We start from the raw sequence: 11,454 nt of genomic DNA on the forward strand, positions 1-11,454 counted from the left end.
AGGAGGTTATAACAATGAGCGGAATTATAGCGACGTATTTAATCCATGATGATTCACATAACTTAGAAAAAAAGGCTGAGCAAATTGCACTTGGTTTAACAATTGGCTCTTGGACTCATTTGCCACAATTATTGCAAGAACAATTAAAGCAACATAAAGGCAACGTCATTCATATTGAGGAATTAGCTGAACATGAACATACGAATTCGTATTTACGTAAAAAAGTAAAACGCGGAATTATTAAAATCGAATATCCGTTATTAAACTTCAGTCCAGATTTACCAGCAATTTTAACGACTACATTTGGAAAGCTATCCCTTGATGGCGAAGTAAAATTAATTGACTTAACTTTTTCAGACGAGTTAAAAAAACATTTTCCTGGTCCAAAATTCGGGATAGATGGTATTCGAAACCTTTTACAAGTGCATGATCGTCCCCTTTTAATGAGTATTTTTAAAGGAATGATTGGACGAAATATTGGGTATTTAAAAACGCAATTACGTGATCAAGCAAGTGGTGGTGTAGATATAGTAAAAGATGATGAAATATTATTTGAAAATGCATTAACACCACTTACGAAACGCATTGTATCTGGAAAAGAAGTTTTACAATCCGTATATGAAACATACGGACATAAAACGTTATATGCCGTAAATTTAACAGGACGAACTTTTGATTTAAAAGAAAATGCGAAACGTGCAGTGCAAGCTGGAGCTGATATTCTATTATTTAACGTATTTGCTTACGGACTAGATGTACTACAATCACTTGCAGAAGATGATGAAATTTCAGTTCCTATTATGGCACACCCTGCTGTAAGTGGTGCTTATTCAGCCTCACAGTTATATGGAATCTCATCTCCATTATTACTTGGAAAGCTACTACGTTATGCTGGTGCAGATTTTTCTTTATTCCCGTCTCCGTACGGAAGCGTTGCATTAGAAAAAGAAGAAGCTCTCAGCATTTCAAAATATTTAACTGAGGAAGATGTATTTTTCAAGAAAAGTTTTTCTGTCCCATCTGCGGGTATTCATCCTGGTTTCGTTCCTTTTATTCTGCAAGATTTCGGTAAAGATGTTGTTATTAATGCCGGCGGCGGGATACATGGGCATCCGTATGGAGCGCAAGGCGGTGGTAAAGCTTTCCGTACTGCAATTACAGCTACTTTGCAAGGTAAATTACTCCATGAAGTAGATGAAATTAATTTACATAGCGCACTACAAATATGGGGAAACCCCTCTCATGAGGTGAAGTTATGAGTATTCAAGTGTTTTGTGATTTCGATGGTACGATTACAAATAATGATAACATTATGTCCATTATGGAAAAATTCGCTCCACCAGAAGCAGAAGAAGTAAAAAATAGAATTTTATCACAAGAGCTATCTATTCAAGAGGGTGTTTCTCAATTATTTCAATTGATACCTACTCATCTGCGCGATAATATAATTCAATTTTTAAAAGAAACTGCCGAAATTCGCAGTGGCTTTCATGAATTTATACAATTCGTAAAGGAAAATAATATTTCTTTTTACGTTATATCAGGTGGAATGGATTTCTTCGTCTATCCACTCTTACAAGGACTCATTCCAAAAGAGCAAATTTACTGTAATGAAACAGATTTTTCAAATGAATACATTACGGTGAATTGGCCTCATCCTTGTGATCATCATTGTCAAAATCATTGCGGATTATGTAAATCATCACTCATCCGTAAATTGAGTGATACGAATGACTTCCATATTGTGATTGGAGATTCAATTACTGATTTACAAGCTGCGAAACAAGCAGATAAAGTATTTGCTCGTGACTTCCTTATTACAAAGTGTGAAGAGAATTATATTGCTTATACACCGTTTGAAACATTCCATGATATTCAAAATGAATTAAAACATTTGTTGGAGGTGAAATCATGAAACAACTTTTTCGTCAATGGTATGACTTAAGCGAGATAAAAAAAGAATTAACAACACGAAATTGGTTTCCAGCAACGAGTGGTAATATTTCTATAAAGGTTAGTCATGAGCCACTTACTTTTCTTATTACAGCAAGTGGTAAAGATAAAACAAAAACTACTCCAGATGATTTTCTATTAGTAGATTATCTAGGGGTTCCCGTATTAGAGACTGAATTACGCCCGTCAGCAGAAACAATATTGCATACACATATTTATAACAATACAAATGCCGGGTGCGTACTTCATGTTCATACAACTGATAACAATGTTATCACAAATTTATATAATGATGCAGTCACCCTTCAAAATCAAGAAATTATTAAAGCTCTCGATATTTGGGAAGAAGGTGCAACAATTAACATTCCTATTATCGAAAACCATGCCCATATCCCAACGCTTGGAGAAAACTTCCGAAAGCATATACAAGGTGATTCAGGAGCAGTATTAATCCGTAACCACGGTATTACCGTATGGGGCCGAGATAGCTTTGATGCAAAGAAAAGATTAGAAGCTTATGAGTTTTTATTCCAATTTCATATAAAACTATTATCAATTCAAGGAGGCGTTTCTAATGGCGCAAATTCGTATTCATGAAGTAAATACTCGCATTGAAAATGAAGTGGAAGTATCTAAATTTCTACAAGAGGAAGGCGTTTTATATGAGAAATGGAACATTTCTAAACTTCCTACTCATTTAAATGAAAATTATTCGTTAACAGATGAAAACAAAGCTGAAATATTAGCTGTTTTTTCAAAAGAAATCGCTGATGTTTCAGCAAGTCGAGGTTATAAAGCACATGATGTAATTTCACTTTCAAATAGCACACCTAACCTTGACGAATTATTAATTAATTTCCAAAAAGAACATCATCATACAGATGACGAAGTTCGCTTTATCGTCAGTGGTCATGGTATTTTCGCTATTGAAGGCAAAGATGGGAAATTCTTTGATGTTGAACTTGAGCCAGGCGATCTCATATCTGTTCCTGAAAATGCAAGACATTATTTTACCTTGCAAGATGATCGTCAAGTTGTATCTATTCGTATTTTTGTGACAACTGAAGGCTGGGTTCCAATCTATTAAGGTAGTTAGTTGAATAAAAGGACTTGGACCCCCTTTTCCAAACTTTTATTCACTCTACATATATACATCCTCCTATGGAACAGGCTTATTTCATTTTTGAAATAAGCCTGATTTTTTATTTACTCAAAAGTACCACTTCATCACAAATTTAACACCTTGATTTTTCAAGTATATTTTTTGAACATTTTTTGAATATTTATTGAAATTTTTCTGAAAATTCTGTTTTGTATATGATATACTACAATTAATTAAGAAGGAAAATAATATCGCAAACAGAGGGGGATAATCATGAGCTTACTTATCGCACTTATACTTGGAGTTACATGTGGAGCATTTCCTGTTATTTTAGGAGCTATTATGGAAGAGTTAGAAATTGGTGTTTTAGGATTTGTTGCATCTTGTGTAAGCGCTTTATTGTTTGGTTTATTCGGCGCTATTCCGGTTTCAATTCTGTGTGCTTTTTATATAATACGCCATGCTCGTACAAAACAATTGGGTCCTAATCACATCGCACAAATTATCCCATTCCCGGTTGAACGATGCCGCCGCGCTTCTAATTTATAATTATAAAAATTAAAGATGACTAAATAAATAAAAGTCCTCAAATGAGGACTTTTATTTATTTTCTTCTAGAAATTGAAACAATTCTTGTAGATGTAGGGCATCTTCACCATAGCTAACAGATACATGAAATATACCGTCAATCTCAGCTTGCATATAAAGATCCACTCCATCACGATCATATTTCAATGCCAAATAAAACTCCATTTCTTCTAACATCTTTTTTGAGGTTCGAATTACATAATGCCCCTTCTCATCTCTTCCATATTCAAATTCTGGTTCAAAATCATACTTTTGTTTAAAAGCTTCTTTTTGTTTTTCATTAATTTTCATACAAGTAGCTCGCTGTACAGTATCAATCATCTCATCAAACTTTTGAAGGTCCACCTCGTTTACCCCCTTATATATTTTTTATATAATACTTGTGTTCCACTATTTTCTTCGCCATCCTTAATTAACTCTTCATACAATTCTTTCGCCATACTTAAGCCTGGGACTGGTAATTGTAATTTTTCTGCTTCCTCTAAAGCAATTTTCATATCTTTCATAAAATGCTTTACATAAAATCCCGGCTCAAAGTCTCCTTTTAACATTCGAGGAGCTAAATTACTTAATGACCAGCTACCTGCTGCCCCTGTTGAAATGCTCTCTAACACTTTATCTGGATTCAGTCCAGCCTTCTTCGCGTAAGCAACAGCCTCACATACTCCAATCATATTGGAAGCAATCGCAATTTGATTGCACATTTTTGTATGTTGTCCACTCCCAGCTTGTCCTTGTAATTGAATGTTTGTTCCTAACTTTTCAAGTAAAGGTAAGCATCTATCATATATTTCTTTCTCTCCACCTACCATAATTGCGAGTTTTGCTTCTTTCGCACCAACATCTCCTCCTGAGACAGGTGCATCTAACGTATATATTTTTTTGCTTTTTGCAACTTCATTAATGCGTTTTGCTAAAGTAGGTGTAGATGTCGTAAAGTCAATTGCTATCGTACCTTCTTTTGCATGCTCTATAATTCCTTCTATACCAAAATACACTTCTTCTACATCATGTGGATATCCAACCATTGTCATTACAATATCAACTTGCTTCACTAACTCTTTTGGTGTATCACACCAATGTGCACCATCTTGCACTAAAGAATCTGTTTTTGCTTTCGTTCTATTATATACATATACTTTATGACCATCTTGCATTAAGTGATAAACCATACTTTTTCCCATTACGCCAATACCAATGAAACCTATTGATAAAGTTTTATGTTCCATTTTCTCATCCCCTTTGTTCTAATAAATCATTTACCATCTTTCGGAACTCTTTATTAAAGTCATCATCCATACTATTTTTCACATTTGAAAATAACATAACAAAAATTCCTTTTTCTTTATTAAAATTATTGAAAGTGTTCCAACCAGATAATACACCATGATTATGAAAATAATCTGGATATATATAAAAACTAAATGCATATTTCCGTTCTGCTGAAGGTGAAAACATTGCTTGTATACTTTGTTCAGAAAGAAGTTTTCCATTTATAATTGCTTCGTCTAACTTCTTCATATCTCCAACTGTCGTATACATCTCACCACAACCATATAGCCAATCCATGCCTAACTTCTGTGCTGGTACAAGCTCTTGATCTTTTTTCACATAACCCTTTGTAAAATTTTTATCTCCAGGTACCATATTTCCCATACCGGATTCATGCATATCTGCTTTTACAAATATATTTTCTTTTATGTAATCTCCTAAAGGTTTTTTCGATATATGTTCTATTATATAAGCAAGCACCATATAATTATAATCTGTATATCTCCAACCTGTTCCTGCAGGAAATTCTAAATTTTGACGTCCAATCCAATTAATTAACTGTAAACGGGAAGCAGCATTAACATTGCCTTTTGCGTGTTCAGGTAAACCAGAGGTATGTGTTAATAAATGATATAGCGTAATATTTTTATTCTCCGGAAATGAAGGAATATATTTATTTACATTATCTTGAATATTCAATTTCCCTTGTTCTTGCAGCTGTAAAATAGATGTGGCAACAACTGTTTTCGTAATAGAACCGATACGATATTTTGTTTGAGGCGTATTTTCAATTTTATTTTGAACATCAGCATAGCCATATCCTTTATTCAATATAACATGCTCTTTATCTGTTACCAAAACTGTTCCATTAAATTGCTTTCCGACTAAATATTGATCTAATTTTTGAGATATGCTAGCGTAATCAATTTGTTGCTCTTCTTTTTCTTCTATATTCCCTTGCACTTCCGATTCAATAGTAGGATTCACCTTAGTTGTTAATACTGTGTTTTCCTTTATATTGGGGCTAACAAGAAAATAGTATACTCCGCCGCCAACTATAGCAGACAGTGAAGCCATTATCATTACTTTTTTTATCATGTCGATCCTCCATAATTCCTTCGCTAAAAATTGTCCCCCTATTCTATTATCAAACAATAAAAAAAAATCGCAACAATTTGTTGCGAAAAATTACATTTTTTCTTTTCTATACACACATACTTGATTCTTTCCATTTTTTTTCGCTTCATATAAAGCAATGTCCGCTCGTTGCATTAACTCTTCTCTTGTAGTTCCTTGTTCATATAACGCAACTCCAAAGCTAGCTGTTAACTTCGAAATTCCAGTGAATTGTTTTGTTTCAATGAAGAATCGTAATGACTCCGCAACTTGAAATGCTTCCTTTTCCACTGTATTTGTCACCAATATAATGAATTCTTCTCCTCCCCATCTTGCAAATACATGTTGCTGCTCCACTTTAGATTTCATAAGCTCTGCAAGTTGTATTAATGCCAAATCGCCAAAATCATGACCATATGTGTCATTAACTGTTTTAAAATTATCTATATCAAATAAAATGATTGCTATTTTCTCATCACTACGTATTACCTTTTCCCACTCTACCTCTAGTATTTGTTGAAACTTTAAACGATTATAAATCTCTGTCAATGAATCTACCATAGCAAGTCTTTCTTGTTCTTGATAAATTTCATCTAATTCTGTAATTTCCGTGCACTTTACAATAAATCTTGATAAATCTTCTGGCAATGGTGTCGCACGTAATAGAAAAGTAGATACTGTCCCTTCATAATTTGACATCTTAATTCTTCTACCACTTGATAAAGTATCGTCTAGCCATGTTATATCATGCGTCGTCGAGTAGTATCCATTTTCTCTAATAAAATGTTCAGCAAATACTAAATGTTGCTCACGATAGGCAAACAAATTTTCATATCCGAAAAACGTTAAAAAATTTGTATTACAATCAACAATCTCATCATCTTCTACTATAAATAATAAATCATTTTGAAAATCAAACATCGTTTGAAGCAATTCCTGTTGCAAACTAACTTGCCTTACTAAAGAAAGTTGATACAAACTCTTATTCACTTCTTCTAATACTGCTTGTGGAGTTACAGGGGCTATTACAATATTACGTATTCCTAATGCAAGTACATCTGTAAATTCTTTTGTTATTTGTTGATCCCAAATGACAATGAATGTACTTTGCGGGGTATACATATTCTTTATATATTTGATTTGAGAATAATCTGTTACATACATAATTATAATGTGCGGTTTTGTTCTTTGAAATAATAGTTCGCCCTCTTCAAAACTATTTGCTATAAACATACATTTTGGATGGATATTTTCTATCGTTTGTTGATGCTTACATCCATTTTCTATATAAAGGACATTTAACTGCAGATCTTGTAACACATTTTGGAAAACCGTATTCTCTAATAAAAAATGTAGTATGTTCATCACTAGTCTTCACTCACTTCATATATCTTGTTCTACTGAATTCCTCACAAACATTTTTAAAAGACTGTTCTCCAATAAACATTAATTTGTGAGAGATACATATTAACAAGCTAATTGAGAATGTTATCTTCCCTTTTCACTCTATAAATTCCTTTTTTAGTGTATGATTATAGGAATTATATCGTTTGTATGAATGCCCTAGCTTATTTCTTAAAACTTGACAATTAAAATAAAGATATTATATTCTTAAATTCGACAACTTACAAAATGTAAGTAATATACATTGAGTTTTCCCGATAATTTCATATACAATTTGGAGGATATATAATGACAAACGATAACTTTTTTAACGTTCTATATGAACGCACATCTACACGTGCATTCAACCCAAATAAAGAAATCTCATCTACAGAATTACATGAGATTTTAAAAGCCGCAGCACAAGCACCTTCTGCTTGGAACTTACAACACTGGAAATTCCTTGTTTTTCAAGGTGAAGATGTACAAAAACGATTACACCCAATAGCTTATAACCAACAACAAATTCTTGACGCTTCTGCAGTAGTCGCTATTTTAGGTGATTTAGAAGCTTATAAAAATGTTGAGCCAGTGTATGGTCCAATTGTAGAACAAGGATTTATGAAAGAAGAAGCAAAAGAACGCTTAGCTAAAAATATTGAATCTGCATATGCTCGTGAACAATTCCCGAGAGATGCTGCCTTTTCAAATGCATCTTTAGCAGCAATGCAACTTATGCTTGCAGCTAAAGCAACTGGTTGGGATACTTGTGCTATTGGTGGCTTCAATCCACAAGCACTGACAGACGAATTTAACGTTTCATCTCGTTACGTTCCAATTATGCTTATTACAATTGGTGAATCAACTTTAAAAGGCCACCCTGCACCACGTATGAGCGTAGAGCAAGTGAGTGAGTGGGCAAAATAATAAAAAACGAAGGTAACTACATTACCTTCGTTTTTTTATTTCCTGTCATACTTTTGTAATATTACTACAAATCATTCGACATTTATATTTATAGAAAAGTATATTCTATTGCTTTATCATAAATAAACGTGACGTTTTGTGTCGAATTTTGTTAAGGTATTGAAATATACCCGTGTGTTTTTGTTACAATTATGATACAATGATAACAAATAGATAACAAGAGAGGGATTTTCATTGAGTTCATACGGAAGCTTGATCGCACTTTTATGTTACATAGTAACTGTACTGCTTCTATATTTTATTGGTGATGCCGCAAACATCTCCATTTTACAATTCCCAAAAGAAGAAGCATTCCAATTAGAATCAGAAAAACATACTGCACGATCCATTGTACCACTACTCCTAGCTCTTCCTGTATATATCATCGTTTTATATAAAAGTAAAAAAGTGTAAAGGCTACCCATTTCGTTTATTTTGGTGGTTTTTACATTTTTTTGTTATATTCCCCCTATTTTAAACATCATTCCATACTAAACACCCAGCTAGTCATTTAAAATGAGAAAATCCCCTAGAAAAAATTCCACTCTCTGTCCAGTCACTAACTACCGAACTTACATAGATTATAAGTGTGAAGGGGGTGATGAGGATTATGTTTGGATCATTTGGATGCTGTGATAACTTTAGAGACTGTCATCATCATGAAAGAGAGCACAACCATCGTGAGAAAGAGAGAGTAGAAATTAGACCACAACGACCTGCTGTATGTAACGTACTTGCAAATCTTTCTATAGGCACTGAAGTTTCGCTTCTTAAACTAAAAGGAAATGGAACATTCCGCAATTTAGTTTTTGAGGGGTTCTGTAACGGTATTGCTCTATTCTCTGCATTAAGAAGAGATAACGACAAAGACAACAACAAAGATGATAAGAATGGAAACAATCGTAATGACGATAGATTTGAAGGGATTCTACGTGTTTGCCCAGAAGATGTTATCGCAATTGCTCTTTAAGAGAAGTTTAATCAATAAAATCACCTAAGGTATGTGTAATAAAAAAACCTGAGACCGATTTCAAATCGACTCAGGTTTTTTACTATTATATGCTTTTAACTAATTCAACAACTTCTTCAGCAGTTGACATCATTAATGCTTTTTCTGCTAATGTCTCCATTTCTGCTTTTGACAACTTGCTTAGTTGTGTTCTTGCAGGAAGAATAGATGTTGCACTCATACTGAACTCATCTAAACCTAATCCTAATAATAATGGGATAGCAAGTGAATCGCCTGCCATCTCACCACACATACCAGCCCATTTGCCTTCTTTATGAGCAGCATCGATAACCATTTTTACAAGACGTAAAATAGATGGGTTATATGGTTGGTATAAGTATGATACTTGTTCGTTCATTCGGTCTGCAGCCATTGTGTATTGGATTAAATCATTTGTTCCGATAGAGAAGAAGTCAACTTCTTTCGCGAATTGATCTGCTAATACCGCTGAAGCTGGGATTTCAACCATCATACCAACTTCAATAGAATCAGAAACAGTAGTACCCGCTTCTACAAGTTTTGCTTTCTCTTCTAATAAAATCGCTTTCGCTTGACGGAACTCATCAAGAGTTGCAATCATTGGGAACATAATTTTTAAGTTACCGTATACGCTAGCACGAAGTAATGCACGAAGTTGTGTACGGAACACATCTTGCTCATCAAGACATAAGCGAATTGCACGGTATCCTAAGAATGGGTTCATTTCTTTTGGTAAATGTAAGTATGGAAGCTCTTTATCTCCACCGATGTCAAGTGTACGAACAACAACTGGTTGACCTTCTTTTACACCTTCAAGAACTGCTTTATACGCTTCGAACTGCTCTTCTTCTGTTGGAAGATTGTCACGGCCCATGTATAAGAATTCTGTACGGTATAAACCAACGCCTTCTCCACCATTATCGATAATACCTTGTACATCATTTGGTGTTCCGATATTTGCAACAAGCTCAACGTGATGTCCGTCACTTGTTACAGTAGCTTGGTCTTTTAATTTTGCCCATACAGCTTTTTGCTCTTCAAATTTCGCTTTCTTTTCTTCAAACGAACGAAGAGTTTCTTCTGATGGGTTTACAATTACTTCTCCATCTAAACCGTCAATGATAACGATATCGCCGTTTTGGATTTTTTCCATAACAACTTTCGCACCAACAACAGCTGGAATTTCCATAGAACGAGCCATAATTGCAGAGTGAGATGTACGTCCACCGATATCAGTAGTGAAACCTTTTGCATACTTACGGTTTAACTGAGCTGTATCAGATGGCGTTAAATCTTCAGCAATGATGATTACTTCTTCAGAAATTGTACCAGGATTTGAGAAGTTAATTCCTAGTAAATGTGCAAGAACGCGTTTTGTTACGTCACGAATGTCCGCAGCACGTTCTTTCATATATTCGTTATCCATGTTTTCAAACATAGAAATAAACATTGATGCAACTTCATCCATTGCAAATTCAGCATTTACTTTTTCGCTATTTACTTTGTCTTTTACTGGGTTTACTAGTTCTGGATCATTTAACACTAATAAATGTGCTTCAAAGATCGCAGCTTTGTCAGCACCTAGCTCAGCAAATGCGTGGTCCTTAATAGCTTCTAATTCAGTTTTTGCTTTCTCAAGCGCAGCGTCTAAGCGTGCAATTTCTGCAGCTTCATTTGTAATTGATTTCTTTTCGATGTTAAATTCAGGATTTTCAAGTCTGAAAGCCTTTGCAATAGCAATCCCACTTGATGCAGCGATCCCTTGAATGTTAAGAGTCATTATTCTCCTAATCCTTCGTTTTTCATAGTTTCTTCGATAGCTGCTAGTGCTTGAGCTGCATCATCACCATTTGCAGTGATTTTAATTTCTGCGTTTTGTTGAATGCCTAAAGACATAACGCCCATGATTGATTTTAAGTTAACGTTCTTTCCGTTATACTCTAAGTTAATGTCAGAACCAAATTTGCTTGCAGTGTTTACAAGTAGAGTTGCTGGACGAGCATGAATTCCTGAGTCGCTAGTTACTTTAAAGATTTTTTCCATGATAATTTATCTCCTTTAAATTACAGTTTTTTTTAGTTGTATA

General features: G+C 34.2%; 14 protein-coding genes. 8 read left to right on the forward strand and 6 right to left on the reverse strand.

From position 1 onward, the window contains the following. Positions 1-14 precede the first annotated feature (14 nt). The 5 genes from mtnW to JFU02_RS11525 all read left to right on the forward strand — a co-directional run bounded on the left by mtnW (position 15) and on the right by JFU02_RS11525 (position 3,604). Complete coding sequence (gene mtnW, locus JFU02_RS11505; protein ID WP_061666339.1) at positions 15-1,259, forward strand: 2,3-diketo-5-methylthiopentyl-1-phosphate enolase; 1,245 nt, start codon at positions 15-17, stop codon at positions 1,257-1,259. Further along, positions 1,256-1,915 carry a 2-hydroxy-3-keto-5-methylthiopentenyl-1-phosphate phosphatase gene (gene mtnX / locus JFU02_RS11510; RefSeq protein WP_000027471.1) on the forward strand — a complete coding sequence of 220 codons (660 nt, stop codon included), beginning with the start codon at positions 1,256-1,258 and terminating at the stop codon, positions 1,913-1,915. Before mtnW ends, mtnX begins: the two co-directional genes overlap by 4 nt. Beyond that, on the forward strand, positions 1,912-2,550 hold the full coding sequence (locus JFU02_RS11515; RefSeq protein ID WP_000811345.1) for a methylthioribulose 1-phosphate dehydratase: 639 nt from the start codon (positions 1,912-1,914) through the stop codon (positions 2,548-2,550). The genes mtnX and JFU02_RS11515 overlap by 4 nt, the downstream gene beginning before the upstream one ends. Then, a complete protein-coding gene (locus tag JFU02_RS11520) occupies positions 2,528-3,040 on the forward strand; it encodes a 1,2-dihydroxy-3-keto-5-methylthiopentene dioxygenase (RefSeq protein ID WP_201071069.1) in 513 nt (170 codons plus the stop codon). The genes JFU02_RS11515 and JFU02_RS11520 overlap by 23 nt, the downstream gene beginning before the upstream one ends. A gap of 288 nt (positions 3,041-3,328) precedes the next feature. Then, complete coding sequence (locus JFU02_RS11525; RefSeq protein ID WP_000054662.1) at positions 3,329-3,604, forward strand: hypothetical protein; 276 nt, start codon at positions 3,329-3,331, stop codon at positions 3,602-3,604. A gap of 51 nt (positions 3,605-3,655) precedes the next feature. On the opposite strand, the gene JFU02_RS11530 is transcribed toward JFU02_RS11525, so the two are convergent. From JFU02_RS11530 to JFU02_RS11545, 4 genes are all read right to left on the reverse strand, one after another. Next, positions 3,656-3,988 carry a DUF3909 family protein gene (locus tag JFU02_RS11530; protein WP_000365616.1) on the reverse strand — a complete coding sequence of 111 codons (333 nt, stop codon included), beginning with the start codon at positions 3,986-3,988 and terminating at the stop codon, positions 3,656-3,658. 5 nt (positions 3,989-3,993) lie between these two features. Continuing rightward, positions 3,994-4,872, reverse strand: coding sequence for an NAD(P)-dependent oxidoreductase (locus JFU02_RS11535; protein ID WP_000400425.1), 879 nt, complete (start codon positions 4,870-4,872; stop codon positions 3,994-3,996). Positions 4,873-4,876: 4 nt separating this feature from the next. Next, positions 4,877-6,013, reverse strand: coding sequence for a serine hydrolase (locus JFU02_RS11540; protein ID WP_000592894.1), 1,137 nt, complete (start codon positions 6,011-6,013; stop codon positions 4,877-4,879). Positions 6,014-6,103: 90 nt separating this feature from the next. After that, entirely contained in the window at positions 6,104-7,396 is a 1,293-nt protein-coding gene (locus JFU02_RS11545; protein ID WP_001023184.1) for a GGDEF domain-containing protein, read from the reverse strand. 327 nt (positions 7,397-7,723) lie between these two features. On the opposite strand from JFU02_RS11545, the gene JFU02_RS11550 reads away from it, so the two are divergent. The 3 genes from JFU02_RS11550 to JFU02_RS11560 all read left to right on the forward strand — a co-directional run bounded on the left by JFU02_RS11550 (position 7,724) and on the right by JFU02_RS11560 (position 9,350). Next, positions 7,724-8,341 (forward strand): nitroreductase family protein, encoded by a 618-nt coding sequence (locus JFU02_RS11550; RefSeq protein WP_000180387.1) that lies wholly within the window; start codon positions 7,724-7,726, stop codon positions 8,339-8,341. A 234-nt stretch (positions 8,342-8,575) separates the two neighbouring features. Continuing rightward, complete coding sequence (locus JFU02_RS11555) at positions 8,576-8,794, forward strand: hypothetical protein (RefSeq protein ID WP_000100493.1); 219 nt, start codon at positions 8,576-8,578, stop codon at positions 8,792-8,794. 196 nt (positions 8,795-8,990) lie between these two features. Further along, a complete protein-coding gene (locus JFU02_RS11560; RefSeq protein ID WP_000468022.1) occupies positions 8,991-9,350 on the forward strand; it encodes a DUF3915 family protein in 360 nt (119 codons plus the stop codon). Positions 9,351-9,435: 85 nt separating this feature from the next. Here the strand turns inward: JFU02_RS11560 and ptsP are convergent, their stop codons facing one another. Together ptsP and ptsH are read right to left on the reverse strand one after the other, a co-directional pair. Continuing rightward, positions 9,436-11,148, reverse strand: a complete 1,713-nt coding sequence (gene ptsP / locus JFU02_RS11565; protein WP_061666337.1) for a phosphoenolpyruvate--protein phosphotransferase — start codon at positions 11,146-11,148, stop codon at positions 9,436-9,438. Beyond that, the gene (gene ptsH, locus JFU02_RS11570; RefSeq protein ID WP_000411080.1) at positions 11,148-11,411 is read right to left on the reverse strand and encodes a phosphocarrier protein HPr; all 264 of its coding nucleotides are present in this window, start codon (positions 11,409-11,411) and stop codon (positions 11,148-11,150) included. The genes ptsP and ptsH overlap by 1 nt, the downstream gene beginning before the upstream one ends. Positions 11,412-11,454 lie beyond the last annotated feature (43 nt).

It is taken from the genome of Bacillus sp. TH13, assembly GCF_016651175.1.
In the GTDB taxonomy this organism is placed as follows: Bacteria; Bacillota; Bacilli; order Bacillales; family Bacillaceae_G; genus Bacillus_A; species Bacillus_A thuringiensis_S.

Coding starts and splice junctions, on each gene's coding strand:
- JFU02_RS11540 (WP_000592894.1), bottom strand. CDS start 6,013: ATGATAAAAAAAGTAATGATAATGGCTTCACTGTCTGCTATAGTTGGC.
- JFU02_RS11560 (WP_000468022.1), top strand. CDS start 8,991: ATGTTTGGATCATTTGGATGCTGTGATAACTTTAGAGACTGTCATCAT.
- JFU02_RS11545 (WP_001023184.1), bottom strand. CDS start 7,396: ATGAACATACTACATTTTTTATTAGAGAATACGGTTTTCCAAAATGTG.
- mtnW (WP_061666339.1), top strand. CDS start 15: ATGAGCGGAATTATAGCGACGTATTTAATCCATGATGATTCACATAAC.
- JFU02_RS11525 (WP_000054662.1), top strand. CDS start 3,329: ATGAGCTTACTTATCGCACTTATACTTGGAGTTACATGTGGAGCATTT.
- JFU02_RS11520 (WP_201071069.1), top strand. CDS start 2,528: ATGGCGCAAATTCGTATTCATGAAGTAAATACTCGCATTGAAAATGAA.
- ptsP (WP_061666337.1), bottom strand. CDS start 11,148: ATGACTCTTAACATTCAAGGGATCGCTGCATCAAGTGGGATTGCTATT.
- ptsH (WP_000411080.1), bottom strand. CDS start 11,411: ATGGAAAAAATCTTTAAAGTAACTAGCGACTCAGGAATTCATGCTCGT.
- mtnX (WP_000027471.1), top strand. CDS start 1,256: ATGAGTATTCAAGTGTTTTGTGATTTCGATGGTACGATTACAAATAAT.
- JFU02_RS11550 (WP_000180387.1), top strand. CDS start 7,724: ATGACAAACGATAACTTTTTTAACGTTCTATATGAACGCACATCTACA.
- JFU02_RS11515 (WP_000811345.1), top strand. CDS start 1,912: ATGAAACAACTTTTTCGTCAATGGTATGACTTAAGCGAGATAAAAAAA.
- JFU02_RS11535 (WP_000400425.1), bottom strand. CDS start 4,872: ATGGAACATAAAACTTTATCAATAGGTTTCATTGGTATTGGCGTAATG.